The following is a 17,375-nucleotide window of genomic DNA, read 5'->3' as shown; positions in this document are numbered from 1 at the left end:
ACGACGTGGCGGAAGCAGGCAGCTGCAGGCTGCGTTCAGCGATCGAGTGCCGGGGTGATGTCGCCCGACGTGAGCGTGCCGACGTTGCGGTACACGTCGAGCTTGTTGCGCGTGTCGGCGATGTCGAGATTGCGCATGGTGAGCTGACCGATGCGGTCGAGTGGGCCGAACGCAGCGTCCTCGACGCGCTCCATCGAGAGGCGATCTGGCTCGTAGGTGAGGTTCGGGCTCGTCGTGTCGACGATCGAGTAGTCGTCACCGCGGCGCAGACGAATCGTGACGTCGCCGGTGACGGCCGAGCCGACCCAGCGGAGCAGCGGCTCGCGTAGCATGAGGCTCTGCGGGTCGAACCAGCGGCCCTCGTACAGCAGGCGGCCGAGTCGGCGGCCCATCGTGGTGTAGTTCTCGAGGGTGTTCTCGTTGTGGATGCCTGTGAGCAGCCGTTCGTAGGCGATCTGCAACAGCGCCATGCCGGGGCCCTCGTAGATGCCGCGCGACTTCGCTTCGATGATGCGGTTCTCGATCTGATCGCTCATGCCGAGGCCGTGACGTCCGCCGATCGCGTTCGCTTCGAGCACGAGGGCGACCTGTGAGTCGAACCGTTCGCCGTTGATCGCCACCGGCCAGCCCTCCTCGAACGACACGCGGATGTCTTCGGGCTCGATGGTGACCGCTGGGTCCCAGTGCGCCACGCCCATGATCGGGGTGACGATCTCCATCGACGTGTCGAGTTCTTCGAGCGCCTTCGCCTCGTGCGTAGCACCCCAGATGTTGGCGTCGGTCGAGTACGCCTTCTCCGACGGGTCGCGATACGGGAGGCTGTTCGAGACGAGGAAGTCGCTCATTCCCTGGCGGCCGCCGAGCTCGTCGACGAACTGCGGGTCGAGCCACGGCTTGTAGATCCGCAGGGCCGGGTTGACGAGCAGGCCGTAGCGGTAGAAGCGCTCGATGTCGTTGCCCTTGTAGGTGGAGCCGTCGCCCCACACGTCGACGCCGTCTTGTTGCATGGCCTTGACGAGCAGCGTGCCGGTGACGGCGCGCCCGAGCGGCGTGGTGTTGAAGTACGTCTTGCCGGCGGTGCGGATGTGGAAGGCGCCGCACTGCAGGGCGATGAGCCCCTCGCGCACGAGCTCGTCGCGGCAGTCGACGAGGCGAGCCTCCTCGGCGCCGTAGACCTTCGCCCGGTCGGGCACCGTGTCGAGTTCGGGCTCGTCGTACTGACCGAGATCGGCGGTGTAGGTGAACGGAATCGCCCCCCGCTGACGCATCCAGGCGACGGCGGCGCTCGTGTCGAGCCCGCCGGAGAAAGCGATCCCGACGCGCTCGCCGACCGGAAGCGACATCAACACGTTCGTGTTCATCGCAGTGGTGGCGTCGACGGGATCCTGTGCCGCGTTGGTGTTGGTTGCGTCAGTCATGCGGCTGAGACGCTATCTGCCAGGGTCGGCGCTGACGGAGGTGACGCCGGGCGCCGACGTGTCCGCGAGTCCGACGGAGGGTCAGTGTGACCCGGACGACGGCGGTGCGGGCCTCGCCCAGGCCTCCGACGAGCTCGGCGCGTCGCCCGTCGCCACCCCGTTCGCCTGTGCCGGCTCGTTCACTCGGTCTGGCTCGGTCACGTGGTCCGAGCCGTTGCCCTGAGCGGGCCCCGTCATCTGGTTCGCGCCCGGTTCGGCGAGTGCGAGCCGGTAGCGGCCCGCCAGCGAGGCGACGCTCAACACGACCAACGATCCTGAGATCAGGAGTTCGACCACGGCGAGTCCGACCGAACGTGAGAAGTCGGGGAGTGCGACGAGCGCCGACACGAGAGCCACGCCGATCGAGACGTGGCTGAGACGGCGCACGTTGTACACCGCCGCCATGCCACCGACGATGACGATGAAGAACGGGATCATCCGGATCAGCAGCGGCGTGGGCTGCGAACGGGGTCCGAGCCACCAGGTGGCGATCCCCAACTGCACGCTCGCCTGCCACACGGCGGCGTAGGCGAAGAACGCGAACATCCACCCGAACATCACGACGAACCGCCACGTGAGCGTGAGATCGCCCGGCCGCACCCCGTAGGGCACCGCCGGCGGACCCGACCGCGGCGTCCGCGCGTCGGGAACCGGCGGTGGGAGATCGACAGTCATCGGCAGCGACGCTACCGGTCGGCTGCATCCGAAGTCGGGCAACCACGCGGTACGGTTCGGCCCCGTGGCGAGCGAAAATCACTCCGTGCCCGACGACGGATCCATCGTCGAGGCGCACCCTCGCTCCGGCGACGGCGGTGTGGTCGCCGTCTCGCCGAGTGGGTCGGAGCTGTCGCGATCGCCCGTGCCACCGTTCGAGAAGTTGTCGATCTTCTACCCGATGTGGAACGAGGAGGCGTACATCGAACGGGCGCTCGCCGCCGGGCATCGGGCCTGCAATCGGCTGATCGAGCGCGGCGACATCGGCGACTACGAACTCATCGTCGTCAACGACGCATCGACCGACCGCACCGGTGAGATCGCCGACCGTTGCGCGGCCGACGACCCGCACGTCCGCGTGGTGCACCACCCGCAGAACCGCAAGCTCGGCGGAGCGATCAAGACCGGCTTCGCCGCGGCAACGGGCGACCTCATCCTCTACACCGACGCCGATCTGCCGTTCGACATGGCCGAACTGCCTCGAGCGGTGCGGCTCATGCGTGACTACGACGTCGATCTCGTCAGTGCCTACCGCCTCGACCGCACCGGCGAGGGCTACCTCCGCACCGTCTACACGTTCTGGTACAACCTGCTGATCCGCACGATGTTCGGCGTCAAGGCACGCGACATCAACTTCGCGTTCAAGCTGTGCCGAGCGCGGTTGTTCGACCACGTGGAGTTGCGTAGCGAAGGCTCGTTCATCGATGCCGAACTGGTCATCCGCGCGACCCGGCTCGGCTTCGAGATGCTGCAGTTCGGGGTCGACTACTTCCCTCGCACCAGGGGCGAGTCGACGCTGAGTTCGCCGGGTGTGATCCTCACGATTCTGCGAGAGATGCGCGAACTGCGCAGCGATCTCGACGGAATCGAGAAATTGGTGTGAAACCCGGCGAAACACCGGGCGCGCGAGGTCTGCGCCATCGGTGCGTTCGATAACGTCTTCTGCGATGACTCGGCGATCCGCTGATCGCCAGAAGAAGACCGATTGCACGTGAACCAACCGTCCCGCCGTCCCAAGAGCAAAGCTGCCCAGTGGCTTCCCGCGGGCGCAGCCGCGGCGTTGCTGGCGACCGTCGCGATCGCCGGAGCCGCACTCGGCGGTGGAAGCGGCGGCGATGCGGCTGCCGAACCCACCATCGTGATCGACACGGCAGCGCCGGCGCTCGAGGTGCCCGACTCGATCCCCGAAGTCACCGCCACGATCGAAACGACCGCACCGGTGCAGAAGACCACGATCGACCGGACCCTCACCAAGGGTCTCGCGGGCGACGACGTCCGACAGGTGCAGGAGCGGTTGACCGACCTCGGGTTCGTGCCGGGTCCGATCGACGGGATCTACGGCGATCAGACGATCAAGTCGGTGTGGGCCTACGAGAAGCTCGTGCTCGACGTGCCGAGCAACGCGCCGACCGGCAAGGTCACCCCCGAGATGTGGGACCGGATGCAAGATCCGTTCGTCATCCAGCCGCGTCGGCCCAACGCCCCCAGCACCAACCACACCGAGGTCTACCTGCCCGAGCAGGTCCTCGCCGTGTTCCACGACGACACGCCGGTGATGATCACCCACATGTCGAGCGGTACCGGCGAGCAGTGGTGCGAGGAGGTCACGATCAGCCCGGGTGAATACGGCAACCGTGATGGTGAAGAAGCCATCGTCCGGGGCGAGTGCGGCATCTCCAACACGCCCGGCGGCGTCTTCGAGTTCTACCGCCAGGTCGAGGGCATCCGCGACAGCGCACTCGGCAGCATGTGGAACCCGATGTACTTCAACTACGGCATCGCCATCCACGGCGCACAGAACGTGCCGTTGCAGCCTGCGTCGCACGGCTGCATCCGCATTCCGCTCGGCATCTCCGAGACGTTGCAGAGCCTCGCCAGCATCGGCGACATGGTCTACGTGTGGGATGGCGTGAAGGAGCCCGAAGAGCAGAGCGAGCGCGAGAGCACGCCGACGTTCAACTGGATCGACAAGGAGTGGGCGGCCACCACCACGTCGACCACGCCCGAGACCACGACCACCACCACCGAGGTGCCGGCCACCACCGAGGCCCCGGCCACGACGCAAGCGCCGGCCACCACGCAAGCCCCCGCCACCACCTCCACGGTGCCGGCCGCCACCACGACGGTCGCGCCGGCCACCACCACCACGGTGGCCCCGGCACCCACCACGACCAAGCCGCCGTCGACCACCACCACGGTTCCTCCGAGCAGCTGACGCCCGCGCGGGGTTGGGTAGGTTCGCACCATGAGCGAACCGCAGATGATCGAGTACGACGAGTTCGGGCTGTTCGACGAGAACATCGCCGAGTTCGACCTCGACGTCGCCGAGGTGCCGCCGGTCGAACGAGTCGCGGTCGACGTCGAGCACGATCCGGGCCGGTCGATCAGCGTGCTGCGTTGGGGGAGCGGGTCACCCGAGGTCGTGTTCGTCCACGGCGGCGCGCAGAATGCTCACACCTGGGACACGGTCGCGCTGGCGCTCGGCCGACCGGCGTTGGCCGTCGATCTGCCCGGACACGGGCACTCCGACTGGCGGGCCGATGGCGCGTACAGCCCGGTCAATCTGGCCGACGACATCGCGGGAGTGGTCGCTGCACTCGCTCCTGATGTCAGCCTCGTCGTCGGCATGTCGCTGGGTGGGCTCACAGCGATGGAGTTGGCGGCGCGCCATCCGCACCTCGTCCCGGCGCTCGTGATGGTCGACATCACGCCGGGCGTCAATCAGCAGAAGGCGAAGGCGGTCATCGACTTCGTCGACGGGCCGCAGGAGTTTGCCAGCTTCGACGATCTGCTCGCCCGGACCATCGAGCACAATCCGACGCGCTCGGAGTCGTCGTTGCGTCGCGGGATCCTGCACAACGCCAAGCAGTCGCCCGACGGTTCGTGGCAGTGGCGCTACGACCGTTCGAGCCATGCCAGGTCGCGTCCCGACGAGGCGTCGGGCGACGCACCCGTGGTCGACGCCGGCACGACGCCGATGTGGGACGACTTCGAGTCGGTGTCGTGCCCGTTGACGCTGATCCGCGGTTCGGTGTCGCCGGTGGTCGACGACGACGACGTCGCCGAGGCTCGCCGCCGTCAGCCGGACATCGACATCCGCGTCGTCGACGGTGCCGGCCACAGCATCCAGGGCGATCGCCCCGTCGAACTCACACAGATCCTGACCGACCTCCTCCCGACCCTCTGAGGACCCTGACTCCCCGGTTTTACCCCGCAGATCAATCACGGATGACGGATCCCAGGAGCAAAACGGCACGCGAGGGCCGTTGGGGGTGATTTTTGCCCTGGCCAGATGTGGTCGCGAGGGTCGTTGGGGGTGATTTCTGCCCAGGCCAGATGTCGTCGCGAAGTCCGTTGAGGGTGATTTCTACCCAGGCCAGATGTCGTCGCGAGCCGTTGATGGGTGCCGCCGCAGTGAGCGCCAGCGAGCAAGGCTGGCGTTCGGCCGATCGTGCGTGGGTGCAGGCGGGTCGCGGTGAGGCCGAACCAATCGTTACGGCTGGCGTTCGGCCGATCGTGCGTGGGTGCAGGCGGGTTGCGGTGAGGCCGAACGAGGTATTACGTGCAGGCGGTGATGCCGTTGAGGATGCCTTGGCGGAAGGCGTCGATCTTCTCGAAGGCGCTGCCGTTGATGTTCTCGTCTTGGGAGAGGTCGCCGATGAGGATGGCGGTCTGGATCGCTTCGGTGAGGTCGTTGGGTGAGATCGACGCGGTGCGGCCGGGGTCGCGCGGCTCGGGGAGCAGGATGCGGTTCTCGCCGGTTGTCGGGTCGGTGACGATGACCAGGTTGCCGTTGGCGTCGAGTTCGGGGATGACGGTGCGAACCCAGTTGCCGGTGAGGCAGTCGTTGCGCAGTTGGCGTTCTTCGCCGGTGGCGGTCGAGTTTGCCGAGATCTGGGCTGCTTCGGCCCAGGCGATGCCGAGGATGTAGCCGGGGCCGAAGTCGCCGAAGTCGTCGTAGAGCTGTCGGGCGACAGGTTCGTTGAGGAAGGCGGTGTTCGACTCGAGGCACAGGACGATGCCGTCGTCGTACACGCCGACCGGGTTGGCGCACACGACCTCGGCCTCGGTCTGGGTGGGGACGAGTTCGAGTTGTTCGAAGTTGGGGAACGCAACGTCGAGGTCGTTGTCGTAGAGCAGGTTGAGGTCGGGCACGAGGAAGCTGAAGAGTTCGGCGTTGGCTTCGTCGAAACCGAACGTGGCGTTGCCGCCGCTCTGGAAGTCCTGTTCGCCGAGGAACTGCAACGGCGTGATCGGCAGGGGATCGTCGATGAGTTCGGCGCATCGTGCGAGGCCGTCGCGGAAGCCGACCTGGAACGCTCCGACGCGGTCGAAGCCGGATCCGTGTCCGCCGGGGGCGGTGGGGTCGGTGCCGACGGGATCTTGGACGGTGATCATCGAGATGAGACCGGCGCGGATGTCGGCATCGGTGAAGGGCACGCCCGGTGCCAGGCCGCTGGCGGCGCGTCCGGCCCAGGCGCCGGCGATGCAGTCGGCTTGTTGCTCGGTGGTGACGGTCGCCAGGTTGCGGTCGAGGGCGCCGGTTCGCTGTTGCACGGCGTGTCCGTATTCGTGGGCGAGCACGATGCCGATGGTGGCGGGCCCGAACTCGGCTGCGAGTGAGAAGAGGATCGGGTCGAGCGTGGTGCCGTCGGCGAAGCGGATCGGTTCGTCGCCGTCGTCGTAGACGATGAAGTCGCCGACCGGGCAGTAGAACGCCACGAACTGCTGGAGGTCTTCGTATCGGGTGACCGCCTCGCCGCAGCCGGGGAGCGCGTCGGTCCGTTCGGGGTATCCGGCGTAGACCGAACCCTCGAGCGGCTCCCAGGCGATGCCGAACGCGTCGGGGAACTCCTCGGTGAACCACGCGTCGATGTCGCTGACGGCGGCGAGCAGGAAATCGTCGTACGAACGCTCGGGCTTGTCGGCGCCGAAGTCGATGGCGTCGGGATCGACCACGATGGGTTCGGTGACCGTGGTCGTCGACGGGTCGGTCTGGGCCGTGTCGGGATCGTCCGGATCGGTGGTGACATCGACCTCGACCTCGGTCGGGGTCGTCGGTTCGAAGGGGTCGTCGTTCAACGCCGTCGGGCGGATCTCGTCGGATCGTTCGCTGCTGACGAGCGAGGCGGGGGCGCCGCACGCTGCGAGGACGAGGGTTGCCGAGGCGATGAGTGCGAGTCGTTTGCCCACGACGACGACTCTAGGCAGCGTCGAACCCTGCCGACACGCGGGCCTTACTACGCGAACACTCCTTTCGCGAAACTTTGTGGTTCCTCTCACCATTGGTCCGCGAGTTGACCGAGATTGTTGGTCGCAGATCTCGAACGGATTGAAGTGGCAACGAGGCTGTCGTGCTACGTTGCCGACCTCAGAGGTGTCGTCCGACACACCTTGCACATGACGGCAGATCACAGGGGGATCTATGGCACTACTCGAGGTGAATGACATCTCGGTGCGCTTCGGAGGAATCGTCGCGCTGAGCGACGTCACGTTCGACATCGAAGAAGGATCCATCTGCGGTCTCATCGGGCCGAACGGCGCCGGTAAGACCACGATGTTCAACGTGATCAGCCGGATCTACGATCCGACGACCGGTTCGATCCGATTCAACGGCGGCGACCTGGTCGGCGGATCGAGCGACGTCGCTCCGCACCTGATTTCGCAGGTCGGCATCTTCCGCACCTTCCAGAACCTGGCGCTCTGGGACCGCATGAGCGTGATCGAGAACGTGATGGCGGGTGCACACGTGCGTTCGAAGGGCAACTTCTTCTCGTCGATGCTCAACATCGGCCGCAAGAAGGAAGAAGCCGAACTCGCTTCGCAGGCCTTCACGATTCTCGCCGACCTCGACCTGGCCGGCGTCGCCTTCCAGCAGTGCGCCGGACTGCCGTACGGCACGCTGAAGCGCATCGAGCTGGCCCGGGCCCTCATGGGCAACCCGAAGCTGCTCATGCTCGACGAGCCGGCGACCGGGCTGACCCACAGCGAGGTCGACGAACTGTCGCTGGTCATCCAGAAGATCCGCACCGACTACGACCTCACGATCCTCTTGGTCGAGCACCACATGGGACTGGTCATGAGCATCTCGGAGAAGGTGGTGGTGCTCGACTTCGGCAAGAAGATCGCACAGGGCCTGCCGTCCGAGGTGCAAGAGAACCCGGCCGTCATCGAGGCCTACCTGGGAGCACCCGCATCATGAGCGACAACACCACACCATCGACCGCAGCATCCACGCCGGGCGACCGGGTGCTCGAGGTCACGGGCCTGCGGGGCGGCTACGGCCAGATCCAGGTCCTCCACGGTTTCGACTTCCACGTCGAGACCGGCGAGATCGTGGTCATCCTCGGAGCCAACGGCGCCGGCAAGACCACCACGCTGCGAGCGGTGTCGGGCATGATCCCGGTCGAGGGCAGCGTCAAGTTCAAGGGCGAGGAGATCGGTGGCATCAAGGCCCCCGACATCGTCCGCAAGGGTGTCGCCCACGTCCCGCAGGGTCGTGGCACGCTCAACGAACTGTCGGTCGAAGACAACCTCCGGGTCGGGGCGTACATCCGTGACGACGACGAGGTCGAAGCCGACATGGATCGCTGGTTCGACGTGTACCCGGTGCTCCGTGAGCGCCGCAACCAGCGTGCGGGCAGCCTGTCGGGTGGTGAGCAGCAGATGCTCGCCGTGTCTCGAGCGCTGATGTCGCGCCCGGAACTGCTGCTGCTCGACGAGCCGTCGCTCGGACTCGCACCGCTCATCGTGCAGGACCTCTTCAACCGCTTCGCGGAGATCAACAAGGAGACGGGCATGACCATGCTCGTCGTCGAACAGAACGCCCAGCTCGCGCTGGCGGTCGCCGACCGGGGCTACGTGATCGAGTCGGGTCAGATCTCGTTCGACGGGCCGGCACAGGAACTCATGCACGACGACAAAATCCGCAAGGCCTACCTGGGAGTCTGACGACAGATGGAACTCTTTCTCGCACGCATCTTCGACGGACTGTCGAACGGATCCACCTACGCCTTGATCGCAATGGCACTCGTCATGATCTTCAAGGCGACCACACTCATCAACTTCGCCCAGGGCGAGTTCGCCATGTTCGGCGGATTCATCGTCTGGGTGCTCGCCACGCAGCAGGGCATCCCGATGTGGGGTGCCGTCATCCTCGGCATGTTGATCAGCGCAGTTGCGGCCGCTGGCATCGAACGGACGTTGATCCGTCCGTTCGACCCGGCCGACCACCTGCCACTGGTCATCATCACGTTGGGCTTGTTCCTGATGATCAACGCGATCGCCGGCATCGTCTGGCGCTTCGACCCGCAGCGGTTCCCCGAACTGTTCCCGTCGGGCAGCGTGTTCTCGATCGGCAACGCCAGCCTCTCGTGGTACACGGTGTTCACGCTGATCACGGTCGCCGTGGTCGCCGGTGGCCTCACGCTGCTGCTCAACAAGACCAAGATCGGCCTGGCGTTCCGCGCCGTGTCGTCGAACCTCGAGTCGAGTGAACTCGTCGGCATCAAGGTCGGCCCGACGCTCCAGTTCGGCTGGGCGATCGCGGCGGCTGTCGGCACGCTCGGCGTCTGCGTCTTCGTGGCTGCCCCGATCCGTCAGCTCGAACCGAGCGTGATGGTGTCGGGTCTCATCTTCGCCGTGTCGGCAGCGGCACTCGGTGGGCTCGACAGCCTCGGCGGTTCGATCATCGGTGGCCTGGCCATCGGCCTGGTCCAGAGCATCGCCGTGCCGTACCTGCGGATCCCGAACGAACTCAGCCTCGGTGCTGCGGTGGTGGTGTTGATGCTCGTCTTGCTCTTCAAACCGTCTGGCCTGTTCGGCACGCCGCAGGTGGAGAGGGTCTAGGAGTCGACATGGCAAATTCACCTCGTTTCGAATTCACCCAGGGCACGGCCGGCTATGCCAACTACAAGTGGCTCGGCTGGGGGCTCTTCATCCTCCTGCTGGTGATCGTGGCGTTCGCGTTCAACGACACCGGGCAGATCACCCTCCTCGACAACAAGTACGCGATCGGCCTGCCACGCGTCACCAAGGCGATCTCGTTCATGATCGCCATTCTCGGGCTGCAGGTCGTGGCCGGATTCACCGGCCAACTCTCGCTCGGACAGGGATTCTTCTTCGGCACCGGCGCCTATCTCTCGTCGTGGTTGGTCGCCGACCACAACTGGGCATGGTTCACGTCGCTGCTCGTCGTGATCCCGGTGTGCTTCCTGCTCGGTATGGCATTCGGCATCCCGGCGCTGCGAATCCGAGGCCTCTACCTCGCACTCGTCACGCTGGGCCTGGCGGCCGTGTTCCCGTCGATCGTGCAGCTCAAGGTGCTCGAAGATCAGACCGCCGGTGCCGCCGGCAAGCTCACCGATTCCGATCTGGTGCCGCCCGATTGGTTGCCGCTCGACGGTGCCGCCACGGGCATGCAGAAGATCCCGCTGATCGGCAAGTTCTTCGGCGACGGCGACCTGTCGGGCAAGGAAGAACAGCGCATCTGGACGTTCTTCGTCATGGTGGTCTTGGCGTTCATCTGCTTCAAGATGGTGGGCAACCTCGTCAAGAGCCGTCCGGGCCGAGCACTGCGGGCCGTGCGTGACAACGAGACCAGCGCAGCGGTCACCGGCATCAACCTGTCGTTCTACAAGACGATGTCGTTCGGTGTGGCGTCGGCGCTCGGCGGTGTGGGCGGCATGGTCTATGTCGCCGAACTCGGCATCGCCTCGCCCGGTGACTTCACGCAGTTGATCTCGATCTTCTTCATCGTCGGCATGGTGGTCGGCGGCGTCGGCACGCTGTCGGGTGCCGTCGTCGGCGGGCTCGTCATCGCCTTCATCCCGGCGTGGGCCTCCGACACCCAGAATCTGCCCGGGATTCCCGAGCGCTGGCTGCAGGGTCCGACCGGTCCGCTGATCATGGGCGCGATGCTGATCGTGCTGACGTTCTTCCTGCCTGGCGGCATCATTTCCGGTGTCCGTCAGATCAAGGCCAAGTTCGTTCGGATCCTTCCGAAGATGCCGGCGCTGGCAGGTTCGACAGCGGGTGCTGGCACGCCGCCGCCGGATGAGACTACGGTCACACCCAGCGATCCGTCCGGCGACGCGTGAACCAACGCCCGGATCCACACACATCTCCGACGGTGCTGCCGTCGGTTCAAGAGCTGAACACTCAGCAACAACAACACAAGGGGAGCAATATGCGATCACGTACTACGCGCAGCGTGGCGACGATCATGGCCGCCGGCCTGATCTTCGCTGCATGTGGCAGCGACGACGACGGTGGCGACGCCGACGAACCAGCAACGACCGAGGCCGAAGCACCGGCCGAAGAAGACGCACCAGCCGAAGAAGACGCACCGGCCGAGGAAGACGCACCGGCTGAAGAAGACGCACCGGCCGAGGAAGACGCTCCGGCGGAGGAAGAAGCTCCTTCCGGCGAAGCGCTCGCACTCGAAGGCGCCGTCGAGATCGCAGCGGGAACCACGCTCGACCTCGACGAGTGCCCCGACGACTGGGAAGCAACTCAGGGTGTCGACGGCGACGAGATCCGTATCGGTCAGACGCTCCCGCAGTCGGGTGCGCTCGCCGCATTCGGTGCGATCGGCGAAGGCATGCAGATGTACTTCGACTACATCAACGCCACCGACCCGATCGACGGCAAGGACCTCGTGCTCGTCGCTCGTGACGACGGCTACGAAGCAGGCCGCGCCGTGGCCAACGTCGAAGAGATGATCGACGGCGACGACATCTTCGCCTTCGTGCACAACATCGGCACGCCGGTGAACTTCGCGATCCGTCCGATCACGCAGGAAGCCTGCATCCCGCAGCTCTTCAACTCGTCGGGCTTCCCCAACTGGGGCGACCCGGCGAACTTCCCGTGGACGGTCGGCAACATCCTGAACTACGCCACCGAGACCAACATCTGGTGCACGGCGGTGAAGGACGAGTTCGGTGAAGGCGCAACCGTCGCCGGTCTGTTCATGAACAACGACTTCGGTACGACGTACCAGAACACGCTCAACAACTCCGAGCAGTGTGCTGGCCTCGAGGTCGTGTCGGAACAGCTCCACGACCCGGCAGCCGCCGACGTCACCAACGAGATGACGACGCTCATCGACTCCGATGCACAGGCATTCTTCGCCGGCACGACCGCCAAGTTCTGCTCGCAGACCACGGTGGCGCTCGCCAGCTCCGAATGGCGCCCGCGTACGTACATGTCGTACACGTGCAACAACCTGTCGTCGTTCTTCGAGCCGGTCATCGACGCAGCGGCAACGCTGAGCGCCGACGGCGCCGGCCCGTACCTGGCCAACTCGAACAAGGTGTGTGGTGACCCGGCGTACGCCGACGATCCCGCAATCCAGCAGACCGAAGAAATCCTCGCCGAGTACGGCGACGTCAGCTGTGCTGACGGCTCGTACTCCACGGGTGTGCTCTACGGCCAGATGGTGGCCGACGTCGTCCGCGACGCCGCTGCCATGCCGGGTGGCCTCAACCGAGTGAACCTGATGGCTGCGGTCTGGAACGGCAGCTACACCAACGACCTGCTGCTCGGTGGCACGCTCCAGCTCGACGGTGTCAACGACGCCTACTGGACCGAAGCCGCTCAGCTGCAGGAAGTCGTGGTCAACGACGGGACGCTCGCATTCGAGTCCCGCGGCGAATTCCAGGACTTCGAAGGAACCAGCGGTTCGTTCGGAGGCTGATCACCTGAACATCGCTCGATTCGTCGAGCACTGAATCGTGCCGGCCGGCAGCTCTTCGGAGCTGCCGGCCGGTTGCGTTTTCCACGCCGAGCCGACGCGTGCGTTCGCTGCGTACCGATCGGCTGCAGCGCTCTGAGTACGTTCGACCTCATGGCTGAACCCCTCGTCCTCATCGATGATCCCGCCCCGCGCGTTCGCCGCTTGACGCTCAACCGGCCGACCAAGCGCAATGCGTTGTCGCATGGGCTGCGCACCGAGCTGTTCGATGCGCTGCGCTCGGCCGATCGCTCGCCCGACGTGGGAGCGGTCATCATTCGCGGTGCAGGATCATGCTTCTCCGCCGGGTACGACCTGGCGCAGGATCCGGGCGAACGTCCGCCGTGGACGATCAGTCCGGCCGACGGTGGATGGGCTCGGCACGTGTTGCAGGGCTGGTTCGAGATGATGGACCTTTCGATTCCCCTGGTCGCCCAAGTGCACGGCTACTGCCTCGCCGGCGGCACCGAGCTGGCCACGGCGTGCGATCTCGTGTACGTCGCCGACGACGCGGAGATCGGGTACCCACCGGTCCGCTCGATGTCGAGCCCCGACATGGGCTGGCACGTCTGGTTGATGGGCATGCGCCGCGCCATGGAAGCGATGTTGACCGGCGACTCGATGTCGGGTGCCGAGGCGGTCGAGGCCGGCTTCGCCAACCGAGCGTTTGCTGCGGCCGAGCTCGATGCCGAGGTGCTCGCCGTCGCCGAACGGATCGTCAAGGTGCCCGCCGATCTGCAGGCATTGAACAAGCGCGTGGTGCATCGTGCGATGGAGTCGATGGGCATGCGCAACGGCATGCGGGCGACCGCCGACATCAACGCGATCGGCTTCCACCAGCCGAGCTCGATCGAGTACCACCGCAAGTTCGCCGAAGGGGTCACCAGCGCACTGACCGCTCGCGACGACGACTTCGGCGACTACCGCACGAAGTCGGACTAGACGTGCCGTGACGCGACGAGGCCCGCTCCACCGGTTGGTGAAGCGGGCCTCGTCGACGCGTTCAGCGACTGGTCACTCGTCGAGGTCGCCGAGATCCAGATCGGAGAAGTCGATGCAGTCGAGCATCCCGATGATCAGCCCCTGGCCTTCTTCGCTCAGGCCTTCGGGCATGTCGGGCGAGTCGATGTTGTCGGCGATGAGCTTCGCGTCGCTGTCGGACAGATCGTTGATCTTGCCGCGGACGCAGCTCTCGTCGATGCCTTCGGGCATGTCGCCGCTCTCGAGCATGCTCGCCGCGATCTTGTCCTTGTCGCTGCTGCCGCCACCGTCACCGTCACCGTCGCTGCCGCCGCAGGCGGTGAACGTGAGTGCTCCGACGGCCAGCACTGCTGCAAACTTCTTCATGTCCATGTCTCCTTGTGAGGTTCGTTTCGGGCGACACCTTGGCAGACGCGGGCGATCCGACGCCGGTAATTACGCGCGCGCGACGAACGTCACGTCGACGTGGCTCAGAGCGCCGGGGTGACCGAGAACGAGTTCTCGGCGTCGATCACGGCATCGAACCGGATCGTGCCGATCCCCTCGGCTTCGGCGGTGCACGTGTACTCGCTGCCGACGTCGGTGCTGTCGGGCGAGGTGCACGACGCGTCGGAGATGTCGGCACCGTCGAAGAGCGCTTCGACGTCGCTGTCGTCGTTGATGAAGTCCTCCGTCTGGCCCTTGAAGTCGGAGGCGTCGGTCGTGCACGCGGCGACGAGAAGAGCGGCGGGCACGGCGAGGAGGAGACGGCGCATCTTCCCGAGAGTACTCAGGCGGTCGCTGGTTTGCGAGCGGCGCGAGCGATGCGGATCCGGTCCCACATCACCACGATCAGCGCGGCCCACACGAAGGCGAATCCGATCACCCGGTCGAGCGGCATGTCTTCGTCGTAGAACGCCCATCCGAGCGCGAAGTTGATGACGGGCACGATCAGGTTGAGTGGGCCGAGCAGCGTGAACGGGATCGATTGAGCGGCCGACGCGAACAACATCAGGGGTATCGCGGTGACCACTCCCGTTCCGATCAGGAAGCCCCAGTCGCCGAAGTCGGCCGACGACACGGCGCTGTCGGCCCGACCGCTGATGGCAACGAGCAGGATCGCGGCGGGGACCACGAGCACGAACGTCTCACCGGCGAGGCTGTTGACCGCGTCGAGTCGGATACGGCGCTTCGACAGGCCGTAGAGGGTCCACGTGGTCGCGATGAGCATTGCGATCCACGGTGGGCGACCGTACGACACGGTGAGCGCGGCCACGGCGACCGCGGCGAGCGCGAAGGCGAGTCGCTGCGCGGCGGTGGGCGTCTCCTTCAGGACGAACACACCGACCGCCATGGTGCCGAGTGGGGCCATGAAGTAGCCGAGCGCCGTCTCGATGACCCGGTCGTTGACGACTGCCCAGACGTAGCTGCCCCAGTTGGCGGTGAGCAGCAGTGCGGCGGCGGTGAGCCGGCGGAGGCGCACGATGTCACGGAAGGCTTCGAGGATCGTGGGCCACATGCCTCGGGCCGTGGTGATGATCGCCATGACGATGCCGGCGAACAGCATGCGCCAGCCGATCAACTCGAGTGCGTCGAACGCGCTGAGCTGCTTCCAGTAGATGGTGAGCAGTCCCCAGATCAGGTAGGCGGTGAACCCGATCTGCACCCCTCGGCCGGTCGATGTGTCCGCCGCCGCAGGCGCCGCTGAAACCGTCGTCACCAGCACACGTTACGCCAAGCCTCCCCACTCGGGTGTTTCGATCACCCGGGTGTTTGGCGACCCACAGGGGGTCGCCAAACACCCCGGTCAGGCGGCGACCTCACGGCACCGGACGGAGTACAGGGCTGACAATTCGTCGCACGTTGCCTCGAGGTCGAGCAGGTCGAGACCGGTGATCCGTTCGATCTGCCAGCCGATGAGGCGAGCTCGACGGTCTCGCCGTTTGTCGTTGGTCGATCCGATCACCCCGAGGTGGCTGGGATGGACGTCGACCTCCACGCCCCAGCGGGCGCTCGGCACGCTCAGGTCGAGTCGAGCCCGCTGCCCGTCGGGGAAGGTGAGCCACTGGGCATTGGTCTCGACCGGCACACCTCGTCGGCGTAGCGCGTCGGCGACGCGTCGTTCGGCGTCGGATTCGGTGGGCGTCTCCGTCAGCGTGTTCAGCGTGTTGACGAACCGATCTGAGCCGCGGCGAGCGGGATGGAAGAGCCGCGATCCGACGCGGACGAGTTCGCCGACGGTGACGTCGTGCTCGTGCAACAGTTGATCGACGACCGAGCGGTGGGCGTGGTCGTCGAGCCAACCAGCCAGATCGAACGCCAGCCGGACCGGGTGAGCGATGCGGATGCCATCGTTTCGAACGATGACATCCGCAGGCGACACCTTGGTACTGCGGCGAAACCGAACGCCTGCGTGCTCGACGTGGAGCGGGTGCTTGGCCGACATGGTGATCGGCGAGCGTCGAGGCATCTTTCGCAGGCCCATGAGGGTGCCTGCCGTTGGCCCGGTGACGAACGCTGACGGGTGAGCGAGGCTGAGCTCGACGCAGCGTTGCTCGAGCGTGCGCGGTGACGAGCCCAGTCGGTACACGCTCTTGTAGTCGGCAATGAGGACTTCGGCGCGGTCGAGGCGCCTGATGGTCTTTCGACCGACGCCGCTCGCGACGAGTTGTCGAATGCTGATGACGCCGTGCTGTCGGGCGGCGAGCCGCTGTGCGGCGGACGTGAGGTCGGCCATGGTGGTCCCCTTCGCGAATGTTGGCGGAGAGGGAGTCGGGGGTCGCAAGCTACCGACGAATCGTCGAACCACGCCATGGCGCGCGGAACGGCGCGCGAGCCCGGTGTCGGGTGTTTCGACGGCCCCTGTGGGTCGCTGAACACCCGGGTGACGGAAACACCCGGGTGTCGTACGCTGGATGGGGTGGATGTGGTGATCTCCGATGATCCGGCGCACGATGCGGCAGCAGCGATTGCGCTGCGACTTCGCTCGGCGATCGATGCGTCGGGAGTCGCGTCGCTTGCGGTGAGCGGCGGCTCGACAGCGCCGGGGCTCCTGGCCGGGCTCGTCGACGCCATCGACACCGATCGAGTCTCGATCTTCCAGGTCGACGAGCGGGTCGCCCCCGACGGCGATGCCGACCGCAACGCGGAGCAGTTGGCGGCCCTCGATCTCACAGCGGTGTTGATGCCGGTGACCGATGGCGACCTCGACGCCGCTGCGGCGGCGTACGCGACCAGGCTCCCGGAGCGGCTCGACGTGGTGCACCTCGGGCTCGGCGACGATGGGCACACGGCATCGTGGCCGCCGGCGCCGCATCCCGATGCCGGCATCGTCGACGACGATGGAGCCGTGGCGTGCGTCGGCGAGTTCAACGGTCGACGCCGGATGACGTTGCTGCCCGAAGCGGTCAACGGCGCTCGGTTGCGCGTCGTGCTCGTGACCGGGGCCGGGAAGGCCGACGTGGTTCGGCGATGGCTGATCGACGGCGACTCGTCGCTCCCGATCTCGCGGG

General features: G+C 66.1%; 16 protein-coding genes and 1 pseudogene. 10 read left to right on the top strand and 7 right to left on the bottom strand.

All coding sequences use genetic code 11. The annotated features are described in order from the left end of the window. Positions 1–35 precede the first annotated feature (35 nt). Both argG and YM304_RS15465 read right to left on the bottom strand, forming a co-directional pair. Positions 36–1,361, bottom strand: a complete 1,326-nt coding sequence (argG, locus tag YM304_RS15470) for an argininosuccinate synthase (RefSeq protein ID WP_015442644.1) — start codon at positions 1,359–1,361, stop codon at positions 36–38. 138 nt (positions 1,362–1,499) lie between these two features. Further along, positions 1,500–2,132 (bottom strand): hypothetical protein, encoded by a 633-nt coding sequence (locus YM304_RS15465; RefSeq protein ID WP_015442643.1) that lies wholly within the window; start codon positions 2,130–2,132, stop codon positions 1,500–1,502. Positions 2,133–2,196: 64 nt separating this feature from the next. On the opposite strand from YM304_RS15465, the gene YM304_RS15460 reads away from it, so the two are divergent. The 3 genes from YM304_RS15460 (at position 2,197) to YM304_RS15450 (ending at position 5,358) form a co-directional block, all read left to right on the top strand. Beyond that, entirely contained in the window at positions 2,197–3,054 is an 858-nt protein-coding gene (locus tag YM304_RS15460; RefSeq protein ID WP_197536888.1) for a glycosyltransferase family 2 protein, read from the top strand. Between the two features lie 108 nt (positions 3,055–3,162). Next, positions 3,163–4,386 carry a L,D-transpeptidase family protein gene (locus YM304_RS15455; RefSeq protein ID WP_015442641.1) on the top strand — a complete coding sequence of 408 codons (1,224 nt, stop codon included), beginning with the start codon at positions 3,163–3,165 and terminating at the stop codon, positions 4,384–4,386. 30 nt (positions 4,387–4,416) lie between these two features. After that, positions 4,417–5,358 (top strand): alpha/beta fold hydrolase, encoded by a 942-nt coding sequence (locus tag YM304_RS15450; protein WP_015442640.1) that lies wholly within the window; start codon positions 4,417–4,419, stop codon positions 5,356–5,358. Between the two features lie 371 nt (positions 5,359–5,729). On the opposite strand, the gene YM304_RS15445 is transcribed toward YM304_RS15450, so the two are convergent. After that, positions 5,730–7,364, bottom strand: a complete 1,635-nt coding sequence (locus YM304_RS15445; protein WP_015442639.1) for a neutral zinc metallopeptidase — start codon at positions 7,362–7,364, stop codon at positions 5,730–5,732. Between the two features lie 232 nt (positions 7,365–7,596). Here YM304_RS15445 and YM304_RS15440 point away from each other — a divergent pair, with 232 nt between their 5' ends. From YM304_RS15440 to YM304_RS15415, 6 genes are all read left to right on the top strand, one after another. Beyond that, positions 7,597–8,373: an ABC transporter ATP-binding protein gene (locus tag YM304_RS15440; protein ID WP_015442638.1), complete on the top strand. Its 777-nt coding sequence runs from the start codon at positions 7,597–7,599 to the stop codon at positions 8,371–8,373. After that, positions 8,370–9,122: an ABC transporter ATP-binding protein gene (locus YM304_RS15435; protein WP_015442637.1), complete on the top strand. Its 753-nt coding sequence runs from the start codon at positions 8,370–8,372 to the stop codon at positions 9,120–9,122. Before YM304_RS15440 ends, YM304_RS15435 begins: the two co-directional genes overlap by 4 nt. A 6-nt stretch (positions 9,123–9,128) precedes the next feature. Further along, positions 9,129–10,019: a branched-chain amino acid ABC transporter permease gene (locus tag YM304_RS15430; RefSeq protein WP_015442636.1), complete on the top strand. Its 891-nt coding sequence runs from the start codon at positions 9,129–9,131 to the stop codon at positions 10,017–10,019. Positions 10,020–10,027: 8 nt separating this feature from the next. Then, a complete protein-coding gene (locus YM304_RS15425) occupies positions 10,028–11,269 on the top strand; it encodes a branched-chain amino acid ABC transporter permease (protein ID WP_015442635.1) in 1,242 nt (413 codons plus the stop codon). 89 nt (positions 11,270–11,358) lie between these two features. After that, complete coding sequence (locus tag YM304_RS15420; RefSeq protein ID WP_015442634.1) at positions 11,359–12,867, top strand: ABC transporter substrate-binding protein; 1,509 nt, start codon at positions 11,359–11,361, stop codon at positions 12,865–12,867. Positions 12,868–13,017: 150 nt separating this feature from the next. After that, on the top strand, positions 13,018–13,845 hold the full coding sequence (locus YM304_RS15415; protein WP_015442633.1) for an enoyl-CoA hydratase-related protein: 828 nt from the start codon (positions 13,018–13,020) through the stop codon (positions 13,843–13,845). 72 nt (positions 13,846–13,917) lie between these two features. On the opposite strand, the gene YM304_RS15410 is transcribed toward YM304_RS15415, so the two are convergent. The 4 genes from YM304_RS15410 to YM304_RS15395 form a co-directional block, all read right to left on the bottom strand. Beyond that, positions 13,918–14,250 (bottom strand): hypothetical protein, encoded by a 333-nt coding sequence (locus tag YM304_RS15410; protein ID WP_162142001.1) that lies wholly within the window; start codon positions 14,248–14,250, stop codon positions 13,918–13,920. Between the two features lie 104 nt (positions 14,251–14,354). Continuing rightward, positions 14,355–14,639, bottom strand: a complete 285-nt coding sequence (locus YM304_RS15405) for a hypothetical protein (protein WP_015442631.1) — start codon at positions 14,637–14,639, stop codon at positions 14,355–14,357. A gap of 14 nt (positions 14,640–14,653) precedes the next feature. Further along, positions 14,654–15,583 (bottom strand): EamA family transporter RarD, encoded by a 930-nt coding sequence (gene rarD / locus YM304_RS15400; RefSeq protein WP_162142084.1) that lies wholly within the window; start codon positions 15,581–15,583, stop codon positions 14,654–14,656. Between the two features lie 87 nt (positions 15,584–15,670). Then, on the bottom strand, positions 15,671–16,600 hold the full coding sequence (locus tag YM304_RS15395) for a type IV toxin-antitoxin system AbiEi family antitoxin domain-containing protein (RefSeq protein ID WP_015442629.1): 930 nt from the start codon (positions 16,598–16,600) through the stop codon (positions 15,671–15,673). Between the two features lie 75 nt (positions 16,601–16,675). On the opposite strand from YM304_RS15395, the pseudogene YM304_RS25785 reads away from it, so the two are divergent. Next, positions 16,676–17,374, top strand: a pseudogene (locus tag YM304_RS25785) (6-phosphogluconolactonase); the annotation flags it as partial. Position 17,375 lies beyond the last annotated feature (1 nt).

The organism is Ilumatobacter coccineus YM16-304, assembly GCF_000348785.1.
Lineage (GTDB): Bacteria > Actinomycetota > Acidimicrobiia > Acidimicrobiales > Ilumatobacteraceae > Ilumatobacter_A > Ilumatobacter_A coccineus.
Note: the sequence above shows the minus strand (reverse complement) of the source record. Positions and strands in the feature narration are given on the sequence as shown.